The sequence below is a fragment of the Fibrobacter sp. UWH5 genome (assembly GCF_900142505.1).
Classification (GTDB): domain Bacteria; phylum Fibrobacterota; class Fibrobacteria; order Fibrobacterales; family Fibrobacteraceae; genus Fibrobacter.
This window is the reverse complement of sequence record NZ_FRBB01000001.1, coordinates 577068-596548: the sequence shown is the minus strand read 5'-3', so window position 1 is coordinate 596548 and position 19481 is coordinate 577068. Positions and strand designations below refer to the sequence as shown.

The 19481-nt window shown below is 48.7% G+C and carries 13 protein-coding genes and 3 pseudogenes; 11 read left to right on the top strand and 5 right to left on the bottom strand.

What is annotated here, in order from left to right; genetic code table 11:
- Positions 1–510: 510 nt before the first annotated feature.
- The gene (gene carA, locus BUB38_RS02535; protein WP_073156537.1) at positions 511–1629 is read left to right on the top strand and encodes a glutamine-hydrolyzing carbamoyl-phosphate synthase small subunit; all 1119 of its coding nucleotides are present in this window, start codon (positions 511–513) and stop codon (positions 1627–1629) included.
- A 149-nt stretch (positions 1630–1778) separates the two neighbouring features.
- Positions 1779–5042 carry a carbamoyl-phosphate synthase large subunit gene (gene carB / locus BUB38_RS02530; RefSeq protein ID WP_073156534.1) on the top strand — a complete coding sequence of 1088 codons (3264 nt, stop codon included), beginning with the start codon at positions 1779–1781 and terminating at the stop codon, positions 5040–5042.
- A 240-nt stretch (positions 5043–5282) separates the two neighbouring features.
- On the opposite strand, the gene BUB38_RS02525 is transcribed toward carB, so the two are convergent.
- From BUB38_RS02525 to BUB38_RS02515, 4 genes are all read right to left on the bottom strand, one after another.
- Positions 5283–6395: a nucleotidyltransferase domain-containing protein gene (locus tag BUB38_RS02525; protein ID WP_073156531.1), complete on the bottom strand. Its 1113-nt coding sequence runs from the start codon at positions 6393–6395 to the stop codon at positions 5283–5285.
- 5 nt (positions 6396–6400) lie between these two features.
- A complete protein-coding gene (locus tag BUB38_RS02520; RefSeq protein ID WP_073156529.1) occupies positions 6401–6856 on the bottom strand; it encodes a hypothetical protein in 456 nt (151 codons plus the stop codon).
- A gap of 272 nt (positions 6857–7128) precedes the next feature.
- Positions 7129–7254 carry a hypothetical protein gene (locus tag BUB38_RS16840; RefSeq protein WP_254917750.1) on the bottom strand — a complete coding sequence of 42 codons (126 nt, stop codon included), beginning with the start codon at positions 7252–7254 and terminating at the stop codon, positions 7129–7131.
- Between the two features lie 145 nt (positions 7255–7399).
- Complete coding sequence (locus tag BUB38_RS02515) at positions 7400–12049, bottom strand: InlB B-repeat-containing protein (RefSeq protein ID WP_073156526.1); 4650 nt, start codon at positions 12047–12049, stop codon at positions 7400–7402.
- An 816-nt stretch (positions 12050–12865) separates the two neighbouring features.
- Between BUB38_RS02515 and BUB38_RS02510 the strand changes: the two genes are divergently transcribed.
- The 9 genes and pseudogenes from BUB38_RS02510 (at position 12866) to BUB38_RS02460 (ending at position 18432) form a co-directional block, all read left to right on the top strand.
- On the top strand, positions 12866–13684 hold the full coding sequence (locus BUB38_RS02510) for a DUF6261 family protein (RefSeq protein WP_139258168.1): 819 nt from the start codon (positions 12866–12868) through the stop codon (positions 13682–13684).
- Between the two features lie 167 nt (positions 13685–13851).
- Positions 13852–14181 carry a DUF6788 family protein gene (locus BUB38_RS02505; RefSeq protein WP_073156520.1) on the top strand — a complete coding sequence of 110 codons (330 nt, stop codon included), beginning with the start codon at positions 13852–13854 and terminating at the stop codon, positions 14179–14181.
- Between the two features lie 43 nt (positions 14182–14224).
- Positions 14225–14347, top strand: a complete 123-nt coding sequence (locus BUB38_RS16835) for a hypothetical protein (RefSeq protein WP_256374941.1) — start codon at positions 14225–14227, stop codon at positions 14345–14347.
- 7 nt (positions 14348–14354) lie between these two features.
- The gene (locus BUB38_RS02495; RefSeq protein ID WP_073156515.1) at positions 14355–14840 is read left to right on the top strand and encodes a DUF6169 family protein; all 486 of its coding nucleotides are present in this window, start codon (positions 14355–14357) and stop codon (positions 14838–14840) included.
- 255 nt (positions 14841–15095) lie between these two features.
- Positions 15096–15413 (top strand): annotated as a pseudogene (locus BUB38_RS02490) (hypothetical protein); the annotation flags it as partial.
- A gap of 314 nt (positions 15414–15727) precedes the next feature.
- A pseudogene (locus tag BUB38_RS16940) lies at positions 15728–15890 on the top strand (type II toxin-antitoxin system RelB/DinJ family antitoxin); the annotation flags it as partial.
- Positions 15891–16209: 319 nt separating this feature from the next.
- A pseudogene (locus BUB38_RS16935) lies at positions 16210–16628 on the top strand (hypothetical protein).
- A gap of 35 nt (positions 16629–16663) precedes the next feature.
- Positions 16664–17071 carry an EamA family transporter gene (locus tag BUB38_RS02475; protein WP_217650853.1) on the top strand — a complete coding sequence of 136 codons (408 nt, stop codon included), beginning with the start codon at positions 16664–16666 and terminating at the stop codon, positions 17069–17071.
- Positions 17072–17187: 116 nt separating this feature from the next.
- A complete protein-coding gene (locus BUB38_RS02460; RefSeq protein WP_083541841.1) occupies positions 17188–18432 on the top strand; it encodes a glycosyl hydrolase in 1245 nt (414 codons plus the stop codon).
- A gap of 41 nt (positions 18433–18473) precedes the next feature.
- On the opposite strand, the gene BUB38_RS02455 is transcribed toward BUB38_RS02460, so the two are convergent.
- Positions 18474–19478, bottom strand: a complete 1005-nt coding sequence (locus tag BUB38_RS02455; RefSeq protein ID WP_073156499.1) for a hypothetical protein — start codon at positions 19476–19478, stop codon at positions 18474–18476.
- Positions 19479–19481: the final 3 nt, after the last annotated feature.

The following is a 19481-nucleotide window of genomic DNA, read 5'->3' as shown; positions in this document are numbered from 1 at the left end:
TGCTCACTTTTATTTGGCGGGTCCTCCAGAAAGTGATTATTATAGCATCTTTAGGGTACCGCGTACCTTACAATTTATGTAAATACACAAAATCTTTTATTTTTCAAGCAATTACGTTAAGACGCAGCCTATTTTATTCATTTTTTGTAAAAAATTAGACCGTTTCACCCCTCTTTTTCCCAAAATAAAAAGGATTTTTTTTATAAAACCACCTATTGCCGAGGGGAATCTCCTTTTCTATTTTTGCACCCGATGAAGAGAACTGAAGTACAGAATCTCCAGCGTGCACTCCAGGGTGCAGCACCGGCAATCCAGAAAGTCGGTTGGGTTTCTACTTTTCAAGACGTTGTTTCTGTTTTCAGTTTTAGTGTTTTTAAGGCAAAGGCTTTTAGCTTTTGCCTCTTTTTTTGCTCTACGAAAAGGGGCCGCGCAGCACACCCCTCCGCGTCATTCTGAGCGAAGCGAAGAATCCAAAAGAGTTTTAATTAGAACAAGTAAAAAGGTAAAACGATGAACGATAAATTCAACTGGAAAGCAAAGCGCGATCGCAAGGCATTCATTGCCCTGGCCGATGGCACCGTATTCCACGGCTACGCATTCGGCGAAGCCAAGGACACTGTAGGCGAAGCAGTGTTCAACACCGGTATGGCCGGCTATAAGCAGATTCTGACCGACCCTTCTTACGCTGGTCAGTTCGTAGTGTTCACCACCGCAGAAGTGGGCGCCTACTCCGCTAACATCGAAAAGTCCGAATCCCGCCAGGTGTTCCTGAACGGTATCGTCATCAACGACCTTTGCGACGCCTCCGAAAACGTGGGCGAACAGTCCCTGGATTCCTACATGAAGGAACAGAAGAAGGCCGGCATCGCAGGTGTAGACACCCGCGCCCTCACGCTGCACCTCCGCGACAACGGCGCACAGAAGGCTTACCTCCATGTGGAAGCCACCGAAATGAGCGAAGCCGACGCCATCAAGAAGGCCCAGGAATGGATTGGCCTCGATGGTCAGGACTATGCTTCTGTGGTCAGCGACCCCAACGGTTACGAATTCTCTACCGAGGGCAAGTACAATGTGGTGGCCCTGGATTTCGGTATCAAGACCAACATCCTCCGCGACTTGGCCAGCCAGGACATGAAGGTGACCGTCATGCCCATCAACACCACCTTCGAACAGATTCAGGCTAAGAATCCCGATGGCGTGTTCCTCTCCAACGGCCCCGCAGACCCCAACTCCCTGCCCCAGGTTGCAGCCCTCGTAAAGCAGCTCCTTGGCAAGTATCCTCTCATGGGTATCTGCCTGGGTAACCAGCTCCTGGGTCTCGCCCTGGGCGCCAAGGTTTCCAAGCTGAAGTTCGGCCATCACGGTTGCAACCATCCGGTTAAGTACCTGAAGACCGGCGCCGTGGAAATCACCAGCCAGAACCACAACTACGCCATCGACGAAACAAGCTTGCCGGCCAATGTGGAAGTCACCCACATCAACCTGAACGACAACACCGTAGAAGGCATCCGTTGCAAGGACGTTCCTGCATTCAGCGTGCAGTACCATCCGGAATCCGCTCCGGGTCCCAACGATTCCTACTACCTGTTCGAAGAATTTAAGAAGATGATCGAGGAATTTAAGAGGTAAGAGGTTCGCTCGCAAGCTCGCTAGGGGTATGAGGTCGGCGCAAGGCGCCTAGAGGACACCTCAAGAACAACCTCAAAGCGAAGCGCCCTCAAACCTCAAAGCCACGAAGTGGCGACCTGAACAAAGTTTATTAAAGAGGAATACACAATATGCCTAAGCGTACAGACCTCAAGAAGATTATGCTCATTGGTTCTGGTCCGATCGTTATCGGCCAGGGCTGCGAATTCGACTACTCCGGCGTGCAGGCCTGTAAGGTGCTCCGCCGCGAAGGTTACGAAGTGGTGCTGGTGAACAGCAACCCGGCAACCATCATGACCGACCCGGAAATGGCCGACCGTACTTACATCGAGCCCCTGAACGTGGACATTCTCCACGAAATCATCCGCCGCGAACGTCCCGATGCATTGCTCCCCACTCTGGGTGGCCAGACCGCTTTGAACCTGGCCATGGAACTCCACGAAAAGGGTGTTCTGGAACGCTACAACGTGGAACTGATCGGCGCCAAGGCCGAATCCATCGCCCGCGCAGAAGACCGCAAGCTCTTCAAGGACGCCATGCTGAACATCGGCCTGGACCTCCCCCGCTCAGGTTCTGCACACTCCATGAGCGAAGCTCTCGCCATTGCAAACACCATCGGCAGTTGGCCTCTCATCATCCGTCCGGGCTTTACCCTGGGTGGTACCGGTGGCGGTATCGCACACAACCCGGAAGAATTCGAAACCATCGTGAACCGCGGTCTCGACGCTTCCCTGAACAACGAAGTCTTGATTGAAGAATCCCTCCTGGGCTGGAAGGAATTCGAAATGGAAGTCATGCGCGATAAGAAGGGCAATGCCGTTATCGTCTGCTCCATCGAAAACCTGGACCCCATGGGCGTTCACACAGGCGACTCCATCACTGTGGCTCCGATCCAGTCTCTTGACGATCGCGCTTATCAGGCAATGCGTGACGACTCCCTGAAGGTGATGGAAGCTATCGGTGTTGAAACCGGTGGATCCAACGTTCAGTGGTCTATCGACCCCAAGACGGGCCGTCGCATCATCATCGAAATGAACCCCCGCGTGAGCCGTTCTTCCGCTCTTGCTTCCAAAGCAACGGGCTTCCCCATCGCAAAGATTGCAGCCCTTCTCGCTGTGGGCTACACTCTGGACGAACTGAAGAACGACATTACTCAGTCTACCCCCAGCTGCTTCGAACCGGCTCTGGACTACGTCGTTACCAAGGTTCCCCGCTTTACCTTCGAAAAGTTCCCCAAGGCAGATAGCACTCTCGGCACCCAGATGAAGTCTGTGGGTGAAGCCATGGCTATCGGCTCCAACCTGAAGCAGTCCCTGCAGAAGGCTCTCCGCTCTCTGGAAACTGGTTTCGGCGGCTTCGGTGCCTGCGCCAAGTGCGAACAATTCCTGGCCTACGACGACGAAACCTTGACTCGCGAAGTGGCTCGCCCCAGCGCAGAACGCATCTTCGTGGTGTACGCCGCCTTCCGCCGCGGTTGGGACGTCGAAAAGCTTTACGCACTCACCAAGATCGACCGATACTTCCTCCGACACATGGAAGAACTGGCCCAGTTCGAAGACGAAATCCTCTCTGCAGGTTCTCTCGAAAACCTCTGCAAGGACAAGGCTCTGTTCCGCCAGGCCAAGGAATTCGGCTATAGCGATATCCAGATCGGTTACCTGTTCCACAAGACTCCGGAAGAAGTCATGGCAGCCCGTAACGGTATCAACCTGAAGCCCAGCTACTATTCTGTAGATACCTGCGCCGGTGAATTTGAAGCAGTCACTCCGTATTACTACTCCTGCTACGCCGACAATACCGAACCCGTCCGCGAAGTTCCGAACCGCGACAAGAAGAAGCGCATCATGGTGCTGGGCGGTGGCCCGAACCGTATCGGCCAGGGTATCGAATTCGACTACTGCTGCTGCCACGCTGCATTCACTTTGAAGAAGCAGGGCTACGAAGTCATCATGGTAAACTCCAACCCGGAAACCGTTTCTACGGACTATGATACTTCTGACAAGCTGTACTTTGAACCGCTGACCCTCGAAGATGTCATGGGCATCTACGAACGCGAAAACTGCTACGGCGTTATCGTTCAGTTCGGTGGTCAGACTCCGCTTAACTTGGCAATGCGCCTGAAGAAGGCCGGCGCCAATGTGGTGGGTACAAGCCCCGAGGATATCGACCTTGCAGAAGACCGCGACTTCTTTAAGCAGCTGGTTGACAAGGTGGGCATCAAGCAGGCCGAATCCGGCATCGCCCACAATGTGGAAGAAGCCCTCGCCATCGTAGACAAGATCGGCTACCCCGTTCTGGTCCGTCCCAGCTTCGTTCTGGGTGGCCGCGGCATGGTGATCGTCTATAAGGAAAAGTACCTCCGCAAGTTCGTGGAAGAAGCTGCCGCCATCGGCGAAGGCAAGCCCATCCTCATCGACCGCTTCCTGGAAGATGCTACCGAACTTGACGTGGACTGCATCAGCGACGGCAAGCACACCGTGGTTGGCGCCATCATGGAACACGTGGAACCTGCAGGTATCCACTCCGGCGACTCCGCAAGCGTCATCCCGCCCATGTCCCTCTCCAAGGATTTGCAGGACCGCGTACGCGCCTACGCCAAGGAATTCGCAAAGGAACTCCATGTGGTTGGCCTTATGAACATGCAGCTGGCCGTCAAGGATGGCGAACTCTACATGATCGAAGTGAACCCCCGCGCTTCCCGCACCGTGCCCTTCGTCTCCAAGTCCATCGGTGTGCCTCTGGCAAGCTACGCAAGCCGCTGCATGCTGGGCGAAACTCTCGAAGAAATCGGCTTCACCGAAGAAGTCCATGTTCCGTACGTGAGCGTCAAGGAAGCTGTATTCCCCTTCGTGAAGTTCCCGGGCGTGGACGTCACCCTTTCTCCGGAAATGAAGTCCACCGGCGAAGTCATGAGCCTGGATCGCGACCGCGGCCTCGCCTACCTCAAGAGCCAGCTGGCTTCCGGCAACCGCATCCCCGACAAGGGCAACATCTTCGTATCCCTCAAGGACGAAGACAAGGAACGCGCAGTGCCTCTCATCAAGAAGCTTGCAGACCTGGGCTACGGCATCTACGCCACCCGCGGTACTTCTACCATCCTCTTCAACGCTGGTATCAAGACTCGCGCCGTGTTCCGTATCTCCCGTGGTCGCCCGAACCTGCTGGACCTCATCCACGATAACGAAGTCCAGTGGATCGTGAACACCTCCGAAACCGGTGCCGAAGCCATGGTGGACGAAATCCAGATGCGCAGTAAGGCAGTGGTCAGCGGCGTGCCTATCACTACTACCATCGCAGCCCTCACCTCTACCGTTGAAGGCCTCATGGACAAGTATGACTACGGTAGATTCGAAGTCTGCTCACTGCAGGAATATCATAGACATATCGTGAAGTAAGAGGATGTCATCCCGGACTTGTTCCGGGATCTCCATTCACTAAAGTGTCGTCCTGAGCGAAGCGAAGGATCCAGGGCGTTGCCCTGGCGGGCCGGCCCTCTTGCGCTATAAAAAGACCGAACTGGAAAAATCCAGTTCGGTCTTTTTGTCGTTCAGCCTCGCGCTCCTTGAAACTGCACAAGGCAAGCGCCGCGCGAGTCCGACCCCATGCGGGCTGCGGGGCCTAACGCGAAAGCATTATCAGAACTTCACATCCCTTAATGAAATCTTGCGCAGCCGGATTCGTGTCGAAGTGTTTTCTACAAAAACTTTCCAGTAATCGACTTCCGCCCAGAAGGTTTCCGCCAAATCGAAGCGCCAGTAACTTAAGGATTTCTTGCGCTTGCCAAGCCACCAGTAGAGCCATTTGAGGCGACCGCCTCCTACATGGCGACCAAAGTTGCCACCCTGCAGGATTTCCCGCAGGAGCCACCGCCCGCGGAATTCGTCAGGCTTGCAAAGCATCAGACTTTCGTCAAGACCAAACGATTCACGAAGCAGCCACATGAGGGCCCCCGCAATTTTTCGCAATCCAAAGCTGTTCAGGTTCGCCTTCAGTTCGTGGCGATCACTTTCGCTGGAATGCCTAAGCAACACATAGTAATCTACAATCTGCCGGAGCCCTACCCCGCCACCAATAAAATGGCGATAGATGTGCGATAGCTGCATGGCCAGCGCAAACTTCATGGAATGGGCGCAGAAACCTTCGGGAACCTCTACCGAGTTCAGGATTTCCCAGTCCAGATATTTCAGCAGTTGCCTTGTCGCAAACGGATTGTAATTGCCCGAAGAGGTACGGAAATGAACTTCCACATCGATGGCGCGATCATTTTTCATGTGGGTGTGATGCGGTGAATCCTTCAGCGATTCCTGCATTCCAGTTTCCCGCAGCAAACCCACGACGCTCTTTTTCCCGCCGGAAACCCAGATGTCGATGTCACCCGGCTGCCTGCAAAGCGGATTCGGGTAAAGGCGGGCATTGGCCTGCCCCTTCAAAACGGCGCAACTTCTGCCATGCCCCTTAAAAAATTCAGTAAGCCTCGCCGCTTCCTCATTCAAAATCTTGTTCAGGCCACTAAAGGATTCCGCTTCGCTGGCCCACTGGAACATCAGCTCCATGGGAGGGCGCAGCTCCTGAGGCAACTTCATCACCCCGTCAAACGCAAGCCCCAGAAGAGTCTGCCGGTCCGCCTCGTCGTAAATACGCTTCCACTCTTCCGCAGACAGCCGCGGAAACACGCCAGCACTTGCCCCCGGACACCCAAGGGCGATACGCAACAGAAAGAAAAAATTATCGTATCTGGAAAAATCCATAGCACTCAGACAAAATACTGTAAGGCCGAATATTTTATTTCGGGAAGATCCTTCAAGTTAGCATCATCTTTTGATGCTATGTAAAACTCATAGTATCTTTTGAACATTTCCACAATTCTAGTGTAATTTGAATTAAGCTCTTGGAACTCCCGTTTATCAATAGACGCAGGAAGGCCAACATCTTCATCTACAATTACAACAGCCTTGCAAAAATCTAGTGCAGGAACTTTTTGTTCATTACTTAATTCGGAACTGCCAGATGATCCGAAAAAATATACGGATTGAGGAACGCCTTTTCGTTTTTTTGGTTTATGAGCATTTGTCCTAAAAGGATCAGCAAACTTTTTTCCAAAGGCCTCTATTATTAACGTTAGGTAGGGGCGCTGCTGCTTGCAAAGAATTTCGGAATCCGATACATGCTTTGCGTAAAATGCGGGCGTCAGTACAACAATGTTAATCACTTGTTCCTCCTTACAAGAAATGCCGGATTTTACTCCGGCACATCTAGTTGGCCTTTCTTTTTTTTCTCAGGTGGCGACCTACCACCCTGTTGCATCTAGTCGGCCTTTCTTTTTTTCTCAGGTGACGACCTACCACCCTGTTGCACTACCTAATATAGTTTTCCGCAGAACCTTTGTCAAACACCTGCCCTAAAATCCGCACAAAAAAATCCCTCCGATTTTGGTCGGAAGGACTTTCGTTTTATACTTCAAGGCGAAATCGTAAAAACAAACTAATCGTCAACGACAACACCCATTCTGTCGGGAAGGCTGCTCTGCAGCAAGTTTGAACGGTGCTTCAGCTTGATCACCTTCACCTGGGGCTTTTTGTACTGTTTCTTCTGCTCTTGCTTTTTCATTTCTACTCCTATTACTGAAATTTGCCGCCATAACCCTTGGGACCGTCATTTTCAAAACCGCTGTTTTGCAGCAGGTTCGCACGGTGTTTTAGCTTGATCACTTTTACCTGGGGTTTGCAATACAGTTTCTTCGGTTCCGGCCTTTTCATTTTACGATAACCTTGCTCTTGTTATTGAAGAAGGAGCCCTTAACGCTGGGTTTGCCGTTGAGTTTACGGCCCTTCATGTCGAACCAGCGCTCTCCCGCGGCGTTGAACTCGCCGGTGCGGGTATTGAGTTTACCGATATACAGAGTTCCGCCCTCATCGTCATCCACGACCACATCCAAGTAATTCGGGGTCTCGATACTGGAAGTCGAACGAGCCATGGGAGCCATGCCACGGAAGGATGGTTTCGGAGAAGGTGCCGGAGTTGCGACAGGATTGTAATAGAGGTAGGCTCGCATAGGCGGCAGATTTGCACCAGCGGTAGCTTTCACAAATTCGCCAATATGGACATCGGCAACATTCTCGGCAGCAAAACCATAAACATACCCAAGATCCGGATGACCTTCCTTCCAGACCATTTTTCCATAGGTTCCGCGAAGTTCCCAGCCATCACCCTCATCCTGGCCCTGGTCCGTGGGAGAGGCATCCAATGTACGTTCCAAGGTAGCCCCAGTCTTAAAGGAGATGGTCTCGCCAGTAGTTTTCACTAGGTACGGGGTGTTTGCGATCAGTTCGTCACGAACGGAACCCACGTGAACAGTCCAGTCATCCGAAGAAACATACTTAAATCTGTAGAATACAGCGCCCTCCACATTTTCCACATACATGCTAAAAGGCAGCGTAATGGTGGAGATTGTGCCAGCGGCAAAGGTCCTATTCAGCTCAATTGCGTCCACATCGATATTCCAAGGGAGCAGTACGGAGGTTTCGGAGTTTCCGTCGATAATTGCCTTGCTATCGTCATTGTATATACAAGCTGCGCCGTAGGTTGTGCCAAGGGCGGCCACCGGGGACATTTCAACATGGCCATCCACATCGGCAAAGCGCTTGTGGCACTCATTGCAGATATAGCCAGCTTCCCAACCTGTTTCGGAGCATGTGGGTACTACAGCATCATCGGTCCAGACCAGCATAGATGCGTCGTGATCAACAATGTGGTCCTTGTAATCCTTCCAGCCATCGGCAAACCTGTAGGCGTCGGCTGAACCATGAGGCACGTGAATCAAATATTCATCAGGAACGCTGTAGAAAGTCATCCATTCCCCCAATTGAGGGGGCACTTTTGACTTCATATCCACACGGATCAAAGGAGTTTCTGCAAAAGCGAAATGCCCAATAGTTTCAATACTGCTCGGGATTTCAATACTAGTCAAGCGTTTATTACCATGAAATGCGCCACTTTCTAGTTCTGTAACACCATCGCCCAAAAACATGACACACAGACCGTCCTCGCACTTATTTTTCTTAATATCATACATAGATGAAAGCACAGGCAAAGCAGTATCACCGTCGCTGGTTGTGTAAGCAATATAGTGATTGCTGAAAGTTGCTTCTAGGCTATTCTGTTCAGCATCAACCGTGTATTCAAATGTTGCTGGGACATCGACATCACTGTTCCAGCTAAGGAACTTGTATCCGTCTGCAGGCTCCGCGGTAAGGGTAAGTACTGTACCAACAGGGTAGAATTCGTCGGGATCGTAGCCACTTACAGAACCGTCGCCAACCACGGTCACATCAACACGAACCGGCACCTGAATTTCAACACTCCCTGCGGCACCAGACCAGTTATCGCTTTCCTCGACCTTATAGTAAACCGTATAATCGCCGCCTTTATCCGCACAAGGAATATTTTCCGAGTAATCATCATCATCATCTAAACTGTAAAGCATCGTTCCAAAGTTCGTAGATCCGGCGGTGACAAGTGCGACGCATGCACCAGCGTACTTCGGATTGGCAGAAGTCGGAGGTTCAACTGTAGGCGTAGCCTTCGTGATATTAAAGGATTTTGAAACAGGCTTGACCCAGTCATATTCGCCAAGGAAAGTAACAGTTACAGTTGCGGTGCCAACATTTATATTGTTGGAATATGAATATTCATAGTCGGTACCTTCTGCAAGACTGAGTGAGCCTGCTAAAACAAGTGGCTCAGGCTTTATCTCGCTACCCGTATAAGTCTGGTCGGGAACATTGTCCAAAGCAGCAACAGTTTTCAGAATAGACACCGACCATCTATCATCGCCAAGATCGGTTAGTATGATATCGTAGAAGCCCGATGGGATATTGCGAAAATAAAATATCGTCGATTTATCATCATCAATAAACTCCCCTACGCCATCGGAATATGGAATATCGACAGTGCTTTTATCTAACCTCAAATAAGTTTGGTCTTTAGAAACAATTTTATAATTACTGTTAGCTTCAAGATTTAATGTAGTCACACCATCGTAGATAATGTTTTCTTTAACTATACTGCCAGATACATTTTGCCACACAAACTCCGTCGTACCGTGAGGGCCTTGCTCAAAAATTGCACTTACCGTTACATTGCCCTTTGGCATCACGAAAGAATTCCCATCAATTACAACATCATTGTTATTGGCATCCTTTACGATAAGACGGCTAATTCTGTATCCAAAGTCTGGAGTAACGGTAATTGTCACCTTTTCCGTATACTTTGCCGCCCCTGCTCCTGTCAATGTACCATGCTCGATGTCGTTAGCAATGGAAATGCTATAATCGGCATCGTCCTTTGGTGCGATAACGCGTCGGTTGCCATCTTCGCTGATATTGAAATAATCGGTTTTATTGGCGGTCACATTGCTCTCGCCATGCATATAGGTAATATCTTTTCCAATACTTGATGCATCAACGAGTACTACGCTATCGTAAATGGTTACCGTACCAAATTCATTCGTACTACCAGGATTTACCAAACCCGAACCAATGCCTTCAGCTGACCCACCACTAGTTGCCTTTACCGAGCCCCCCTTAATGGTAATATTACCAAGTCTTACAATATTTGCGCCACCATACGCAAAGCCAGTTCCAATTCCGGCTCCAGATCCACTTCCGATAGCATTAATTGTTCCTCCTTCGATAACAATATCTCCACCATAAGCATCAACATACCGTACACAATCTAAACCAATACCTGCAGCTCCATCACTACCAATTGCTGTTAAGGAACCATTACCTTTGATAGTAAGTACAGTCCCTTCGCCACCAACCTGGATACCCGCTTTAAATACATTTTTACTTATACTTGAATATCCCTTAACATTATTTGAACCTTCAAGAATAATTGTTGCAGAGCCTTCGCAAACTATACCTCCATTTATTGTCGCATTAGAAAGTGTAATATTTGCACCATTGGCAATTGTTACCGTGCGTTCTGTTGTACCACTAAGAACATCATTATTTAGAGCAGTAAAATCATATGGTGCCTCCGCTAGATTTACATTGTACTCATGATTTATTGTAGCCGTAATATTTATGTCAGAAGTTCCAACTGTCACACTATAAACACCGTTTGATGCAACCAAAGCATTGGTTCCATCAGAAACATCAAATACCGTATAAGTATAGTTAGGTCTAAACTCAACAACCGTTCCTGAAATATATTTGCCGTCACCATCTGGAGGATTTGTGGAGCTTACAATTTCCATCTGTTCAGGGATAACGACAGAATATGTATCAGAGGCTCCTGCTGTCACATTTACATCACCATCTGGCATAACAAAAGTGTACTGACCATTTCCTGCATCCAATAACGATACTGCGCCACCATTTAATTTAATCGATTCAACATCAACTGCCGCGCCAATAGAAAGTGTAACCATCTCTCCTGTAAAAGCATATTCTGTATTTGCTGTTATTTGAGCCTTGATATTATCACTAATTACTATATGATGATTTAATGCTTTGGTTCGAACATATCGCTGTTCGCCCTCACCAGAATCATAAAACAATTTATCCTTGGCATTCCCTTCGACTGTCGACTCGCCGTCCTTAAATATCACATTGATAGTGGTTTGTCCATTTTCACCTTGACCGATACATTCAGCGCCAGATGATCCCTTAGTTGAAACAATTTTCTTTACAGCACTACTAATTGTGATGGTCATTGTACCACTCTTGGCCATATTTCCTGTTCCAATACCTGCTCCTCCATAACTGTTTAGTGCTGCACCAGTTGCAGTAATGCTTCCACCATTTAGCGTAATGCTCGATACATATCCATTCCCGCTACCGCCGATGCCAGCACCACCATATGCAGAATGTGTTGTTGCATCGATAACACCACCATTAATGGTAATGTTTCCACTTGTTGAATTATAACCACCACCAATACCAGTAGTTTGGCCTATTACCGTAATCTTTCCGCCATTGATAATGATGTTACCAAAGCCCGCCATATTAGTTCCACCAATACCAGCGCTGCCAAATACGTTTTTTGCATTAGCCACAAGCGCACCCATCGTCGCTTCATTCTCCGACTGTGCATAGACATTGAATGTCGCACTACTGCTAACGCCAATACCTTTATTTGCATTAAGAGTCGCTCCGTCAGCTAATATCAAATGCACATCACCATTTACCGTGATGCGCTCATCAATTGTTACATTGTCCGATACAACATACCAGCCTGCACTCCAGGTTGTCATAGAGCTAGTAATCGCTGTTGCAGATTCTTCTAGTGTTTTTAGAGAGCCTTTTTCGTCAAGATATGCCGTTTGGGCAAATAAAGCCGTGGGCAAAACTAGCATAGCCAGCACCGACAGAATGTTCTTAAATCCACGAAACTTCATAAATTTTCCTTACTTTTTCCTAATTTTCAAAAAAGATAGAAAATACACACAAATTTACAATAGCACAAAGGTCCTAAACAAAAGCTATTCATCCCCGGATAGACATAGCATCTCCACGGATTGAGGAACTTGCTTCTTCACATAGACAAAGCATCTCCACGAATTGAGGAACTTGCTTCTTCACGTAGACAAAGCATCTTCACGGATTGAGGAACTTGCTTCTTCACATAGACAAAGCATCTCCACGGATTGAGGAACTTGCTTCTTCACATAGACGTAGCATCTCCACGGATTGAGGAACTTGCTTCTTCACATAGACATAGCATCTCCACGGATTGAGGAACTTGCTTCTTCACATAGACATAGCATCTCCACGAACTGAGGAACTTGCTTCTTCACATAGACGTAGCATCTCCACGAATTGAGGAACTTGCTTCTTCACATAGACAAAGCATCTCCACGGATTGAGGAACTTGCTTCTTCACATAGACAAAGCATCTCTACAGGTTCGTAGAGCAGCTTCTTCACCGAAAACAAGCTCCTTGCAAGTTTTTTTGAGGGCAATCGATTCCAAATGGGAATATTTTCTTTTATAAAAAACGGCCTGCAAGCCCCGAAAAATCGGCGATTTTAGAAAAAATTTGCGTGGTGCAAAATGGTTGCATCCTTTTTAGAAAATCTTCATTTACATACAAACTTTGTATAGATTTTTAAACTTTTCTTTAGCGGCGGACCCTTGTAGTTTAGTGATCAATGAGCCGGGAATTGCTCGGACAGATTGACCTAAACATCAACACTCTTTACGAGGGTACCTATATGAAAAACGTTAACGCAATCAACTTCAACCGCATCACCAACGACGGCTTCATCGGTTTCCACAACAACGTGGCAACGGCAGCCGCATCCATCAACCTCAAGGATGTCCGTTCCCAGCTGGACGCATACAAGGCAACCATCGGCAAGTTCTCCGACTACACCACCAGTGTGGCGGAGGCCGCGGCAAAGAAGGGCGCATCGGAACAGGATTCCAAGCGCACCATCGCATTCCGCAATTTCCGTGGAACGGTAAAGGTTCTCACAGGCTCCCTGGACCAGCAGCGTTCCGCCCTGGCCAAGGAAATCTGGGAATATGTAAAGGGCTACGGCAATGCAGGTTCCGTTGACCAGAAGAGCCTCACCGGCATCATCGAATCGGTCATTGCTAACGTCCAGGCGGTTATTGGCAAGGAAGAATATGCCGGGGCCCTGGCCGGGAGCGAACTGGAGCTTGCCTTCAACGCCCTGAAGGAGGTGCAAGGCGCATTCGCCGAAGCCAACCAGACCCGCGCCGAGGAACGCCGCATCCGCGAGGAGACCACCAGCAAGAATCTCCGCAACGATTGCATCAGCGCCTTCCGCCAGCTGATTAACTTCGCGCAGTACAACGCGGCCACCAAGGGTGACGAAAGTTGCACGGCCTTCATCGACAAGGTGAACGTATTCATCGCCAACAGCCGTTCCCTCTACAAGGCTCGCGCAAAGGCCCGTGCAAAGGCCCGCGAAGGAGCCACCCCGGAACCCCGTGACGCTGCCGCCCTCGCGCTCCCGGTAAACGCCGCCGCAGGCGTTGCCGAAGGGAGGATTAATGCCGCATAGCAGCTACATAGAATACCGATTGCGCATCGCGCATACAAAGACACCCTGCCGACGCAGGGTGTTTTTTTATTTCATCGGGAGATTTTACCCTACAAAACTCAATTTTCAAGCACTTGTAGGGCAACTCTACCCTACAACCGTCAAATATTTTTATATTGTAGGGTAAGATGAGCGTTGTGAAAGGAATATTGCTAGAAGAACTCGATCGCCTGGAAAAACTTCAGGCGAAGTATGCCTCCGAACAAGCAAAACTCCCCTCATGTTCTCTTCGAAGAAAAAAAATAGGCAAGCAGGTATATCTTTACCATGTATCCCGTCAAAACGGGAAAGTTGTTACCAAATACCTCTGCAAAAGCGTCGATCCGCAAGCCGCGCAATTTGAAGAACAAGATGCAAGACGAAGAGAGTTAAAGGCAAAATTAAAGAAATTGCAAAAAGACATTGAAGAAGTAGGACGAAGCCTTGGAAAAGTCAGCAGAAACAGACAAGTCCTTTGACAAGGCCTCTTCAAAATCCTATATTATGGATGAGGATAATGCTATGAAGCAGTTTACTACATCCGAAGCAAGGAAGCTTTTGAAAGACATTCTTGCCGAAAAGAAACAAAGGGCGGAATATTTCAAAGCCAACGGTACTTTGAAGGGCTTTGCTCCCACAAAGTAGTTTTTTTGTGATTTATCCAGTAATTGAAGATTGCGACACCTTTTATTTTGAGACCGAAACTCAAAATAAAATTTCTGTCATATTCAACGACTTGACTTCGCAATTTGAAGCCAACTTCCCTATCTTCTGCGTGGACATCTATCGCGTAGAAAGCAGTTTGCTGCCAAATAATCATGTAAACGATATTTCTGGAAGTAATACTAGAGATACCATTGTTTCGATCATTCGAAACTTCCTGGACAAATTCGACAGCGCCTTGGTTGCGTTCATCGACACATCGACCGACAGTAAGGGGCGGGCAAGACACAGGCTTTTTCAGTCCTGGTTCCGTATGTATGGCGAAAATGAATTTTCCATCACCCCAAGAGAAATTTTCTTTAGCGAAACAGAGTCCTATTCGTTCTTGATTATCCGCAAGTCTTATACAAACGCAGATTCCATAATCGAGGCTTTTGATAACTTTATTAAGCTGGCCAATGAGACTGATGACTAGCGTTTTGCGTTAGGGATGGTTACCCCCGTGAGCCAAAAGCAACTTGTATTAACAAGTTGTGTTGGCGAAGGTGAGGCGAAAGCCGAACGGTCTTTATGGGGCCGAGACTTTAGGCTCGGTGAGCGAAGCGAGTATAGCCCGACCTTGCCGCAGGCAAGGGAACGCCCTAAAGTCGAGAGCAACACGAACACTTGTGTTCGTACTGCCGAGACGCATGGGAGTGCGCTTGCGCCACGCCCCAAATAAAAAAAGGAAGCGCAGCCTCCAACCGTTTCCACGGACTACGATACTGACCACAAGCTTCACTTTGAACCGCTGACCCTCGAAGATGTCATGGGCATCTACGAACGTGAAAACTGCTACGGCGTGATCGTTCAGTTCGGTGGCCAGACTCCGCTTAACCTGGCTATGCGCCTGAAGAAGGCCGGCGCCAATGTGGTGGGTACAAGCCCCGAGGATATCGACCTTGCCGAAGACCGCGACTTCTTCAAGCAGCTGGTTGACAAGGTGGGCATCAAGCAGGCCGCTTCCGGCATCGCCCACAATGTGGAAGAAGCCCTCGCCATCGTCGAAGGCCTCATGGACAAGCACGACTACGGTAGATTCGAGGTGTGCAGCCTGCAGGAGTATCATAGACATATCGTGAAATAATGGGCGTTGCCCTTGCGGGCCAGCCCTCTTGCGCTATACGGGCTGCGGCATCCCCTAAAGGGGACCATGCCCCACTAAGAGCGAAGCTCTAAGTGGTTGCAGGCCTAACGCGATTGCAAATAACACAATATTCGATTAAATAAAAAAGCTTACTTAACGCCATAGTCCACAACGGAATGATTGATGGCAATTATAATGTATTGCGTTTCGCAATACATTTTTCTATATTGTCTTATATGGCAAAAACAGCAAATTTATACGCACGTATCGAGCCCGAAGTCAAGGAACAGGCGGAAAGCATTCTTGAAGCCTTGGGGATTCCCGTTTCCAACGCCATCAATATGTTTTACAAGCAGATTATCCTGCAGCAAGGCCTACCCTTCGACGTGAAGCTGCCCGGCGCAAAATCCAACGAAACAGCACAAGCTGTCGCTGGACTCAACGCACCTACAAACACCTGCGTCAACAACGTTCAACATTTTTCGGCAAAGCCTTTCTGTTCTGACACTCAGACCACGTACAACGCCGGCGTTGATTTAAAAAGCTATCGCCTGACATCTTCTGAAGAACCTTCTGATGAAATGCTAAACGCTTTAATGCTGAAAGTCCGCGACTCTGCCCGCGAGTCCACAACAAACGCAGCAAAAGCCTTGCAGAGCATGCGCGAAAATGCCGTTAAAAACGTGACAAGAAAAAGAAAGAAGATGGGGTTATAACGATGCGTAAAAAGCCCACCCTCTGCATTGTCGCCGGTCCCAATGGTTCTGGCAAAACCACAACGACAGTCCAGCTTCTTGAAAACGAATGGACAGCCGACAGCATCTACATCAACCCCGACAACATTGCTCAAGAAACCTTCGGCGACTGTGTACAGAAAATCCATTAATCAATGTAATGCGAATTACCAATCGCGTTATCAACGGCGGACACGAAGTTCCCATTTCTAAAATCATCTCTCGTTATTACAAATCAAAAACAAACGCAACGTTAATTCTGCCTTTAGTCGATCGAGCTTATATCTACGACAATTCCATCGAGAACGAAACACCCCGTCTGATTTGCAGAATGGTGGACGGCACATTGATCAAACAATACTCCGACACCATTCCCGAATGGGCAAAAGACCTGCTTAAATAATCTATATTCCGCCTATGCTCTCCTACGTTTGGCCCATGGCCCTAATCATTTCCTGCAACGTTATCTATCAGATTTGCGCCAAGTCCGTTTCCAAGGGAATGAACCCCTTCGCAGCATTGGCCATTACCTACAGCGTTGGAGCCATAGCCTCGCTCATTCTTTACTTTATTCTGGGAAAGTCCGGCAGTCTGCTTGCTGAATTCAAGCAGCTGAATTGGGCGCCCATCGTTCTTGGCCTTATCGTGGTTGGCCTTGAAGTGGGCTTCATCTATGCCTACAAAGCCGGCTGGCCCGTAAGCATCGCGCAAATCGTGCAGGCCACCATTCTCGCCATCATCCTGATTTTCGTTGGGTATGGGCTTTATAACGAAGCCATCACCTGGAATAAAGTGGTGGGCATTCTGGTTTGCCTGGCGGGCTTTGGACTGATCAACCTGAAATAGAATACAACTCAGCAGCAAGCTCAAAACAGTTAAAACATTTTTTATTCCAAACTAAATAAAAAAATGTAATCTCTCCACAATTTCCTTCTATTTTGAGGGCAGGAGAACAAAATTCTATGAAAAACGCTTTTATCAAGTCATTTATCATGGCTAGTGCGTGCCTGTTCATGTTCGCATGCAGCACTTCCAAAACGTCCAATCCAGCAAGCAGCATCGCCAGCCCCGACGATCCATCCATTCCTACTGAAATTCAAACCGGCGAAGTCACAAATCCAGAAATCACCCAGCCAACAGAGCAACCTGATTATGGCAGCGGAGTCGTTGAAAATCCGTCAAATCCAATAGAAAATAGCGACTCCTTGACAATCCCGCCAAGTTCTTCTGCGGACACTCCTATAGCACCTTCATCCAGCTCTTCAGAACTAAACATCATTTCATCATCAAGCACATCCGAGCCACAAGTGGGACCCATTACACCAGATGCAGAGACTTTCAACTCCATGTTCTTTGGAGCATGGGTGGGCGGACCGGAAGAAGTCCCCCAGCCTACGGAAGCCAACGTCGAGGCTTTTGAAAGATTGCAGGGGCGCCATCTCGACGTCATCCACCATTTTGTCCTTTGGCAATACAATGACTGGGCCTGGACAAAGCCCTACGTTGAAATGGCAAAGAAGCGCGGTTCCATCATGATGATTACCTGGATGCCCCAGCCTTACACAGCGCAGGATATCCTCGACGGCAAAACCGACGCCTACCTGGATGATTTTGCTAAGGGCGTGAAGGAATTCGGATCCGAAATCTGGTTGCGACCGCTTCATGAATCCAACGGCGATTGGTACACCTGGGGCACAGGCAAAGATCCCGTCAATAACGCCGAAGACAAAGTTGCCGCAGCCTACCGCCACATCGTAGAACGTTTCCGGGCCCAGAACGTCTCCAACGTCAAATGGGTTTGGACAACAAACGCTAGCAACAGCGGCGCAAAGTCCACATTGAAGGGTTCCTACCCTGGCAACGACTACGTAGACTACACCTCTATCGACGGCTACAACTGGGGTACCGCACAAAGCTGGTCTAGCTGGCAAAGCTTCTCACAAGTGTTCAGGGCTGCATACAGAGCCATCGAAGGTTTCAACAAGCCCATGTTCATCGCAGAATTTTCCTGTTCAGAACACGGCGGTAGCAAGGCAGAATGGTTCCGGGAAATGTTCCGCATTTTGCCCACGGAATTCCCGAAAATCAAGGGTCTTGTCATCTTTAGTCAAAGCAAAGGCCACGAAGCCGATTGGGGCGTAGATACATCCAACGAATCCCTAAAAGCATGGAAGGAAGGCATTGCTGCCTTCCCTGCCACTAAGTAACCGCCTAGCTCCCAAAAATGCGTTAAGCGTCAAGCCCACTTCTAATTATCGGATGTGGGCTGTTCTTGTGGCGTACTTGGCATCTGAAGGCAATCTACCACAACATCGTTGCTAAACTGCCCCCAAGATTCATTTGCGTAGGAATAGTACGTTGTCTCCTGCAAGCAAACGCCATTAGCACAAGTGACGTTAGAACCATCATGGAGTTTCTTGAATTCTTCTTCAATAGCATCAAAGTCTAGTTCTTCTGCACTTTTTGCATCGGAATAAACCTTGTACACATATTCATAATCCACATCGGAATCGTCTTCCTCAATGTACCCATTGTGATCAAGTTCAATGCAATAAGCCGCTCCAGAGGCTTTATCTACGCCCTCGACTACGCATGTCAAACTGCTAAAGTCAGGACCATCCTCCTTTTCATACGTATTTCGAATCAGCACATACTGTTCCTTAAATACATTCGGTTCAATCACTGTGGTACAGCTATAGGAACCTTCATCCACATTGTGACTATACTGGCCCTTGCAAGAAAGGGACAACCTTGTTTCACTAGAGCTGGCATAGAAAGGAATCGTATCCACAAGACCCTTGGCTTCGGACACGGTCAACGTCTGGGTTACCACAGAATCCTTTATTGAAACACGATATTCCAAAGCGCGTCCTTCATACTGTTCACAACGAATATATTCCTCCGAGCCCAGGTAATTGAAATAGACACTGCCTTTGGCATAATCTTTTTTCAACATGCAGTGGTCATCCTTGTCATCAGCAGTAGAACAAGGCTCCACTTCGACCCTCTCGTCCAAGAAATGTCCCGCATCCCGATAGGAATCCAGAATTTCTTCACGAGATTGCGAATTTTCTTCACGCGTCACGGAATCCATGTCAGGAACCTTAGGAGTTTCATCATTCGGTTTCAAAACCTCATTCAATCCCGCTGCCGGCGTATATTGAGGAGAGACTTCCTCGGGACTTGAGCTGTTATCGGAACAGGCTAGCAAACCCAGGGCGGCAATGCCGCATGTTAGCATTTTGTAATTCATAGT

Bases quoted from the DNA above. Each gene is read 5' to 3' on its own strand.
- BUB38_RS02455 (WP_073156499.1), bottom strand. From the start codon at position 19,478: ATGAATTACAAAATGCTAACATGCGGCATTGCCGCCCTGGGTTTGCTA.
- carA (WP_073156537.1), top strand. From the start codon at position 511: ATGAACGATAAATTCAACTGGAAAGCAAAGCGCGATCGCAAGGCATTC.
- BUB38_RS02510 (WP_139258168.1), top strand. From the start codon at position 12,866: ATGAAAAACGTTAACGCAATCAACTTCAACCGCATCACCAACGACGGC.
- BUB38_RS02460 (WP_083541841.1), top strand. From the start codon at position 17,188: ATGAAAAACGCTTTTATCAAGTCATTTATCATGGCTAGTGCGTGCCTG.
- BUB38_RS02505 (WP_073156520.1), top strand. From the start codon at position 13,852: ATGAGCGTTGTGAAAGGAATATTGCTAGAAGAACTCGATCGCCTGGAA.
- BUB38_RS02525 (WP_073156531.1), bottom strand. From the start codon at position 6,395: ATGGATTTTTCCAGATACGATAATTTTTTCTTTCTGTTGCGTATCGCC.
- carB (WP_073156534.1), top strand. From the start codon at position 1,779: ATGCCTAAGCGTACAGACCTCAAGAAGATTATGCTCATTGGTTCTGGT.
- BUB38_RS16835 (WP_256374941.1), top strand. From the start codon at position 14,225: ATGAAGCAGTTTACTACATCCGAAGCAAGGAAGCTTTTGAAAGACATT.
- BUB38_RS02515 (WP_073156526.1), bottom strand. From the start codon at position 12,049: ATGAAGTTTCGTGGATTTAAGAACATTCTGTCGGTGCTGGCTATGCTA.
- BUB38_RS16840 (WP_254917750.1), bottom strand. From the start codon at position 7,254: ATGAAAAAGCAAGAGCAGAAGAAACAGTACAAAAAGCCCCAGGTGAAG.
- BUB38_RS02475 (WP_217650853.1), top strand. From the start codon at position 16,664: ATGGCCCTAATCATTTCCTGCAACGTTATCTATCAGATTTGCGCCAAG.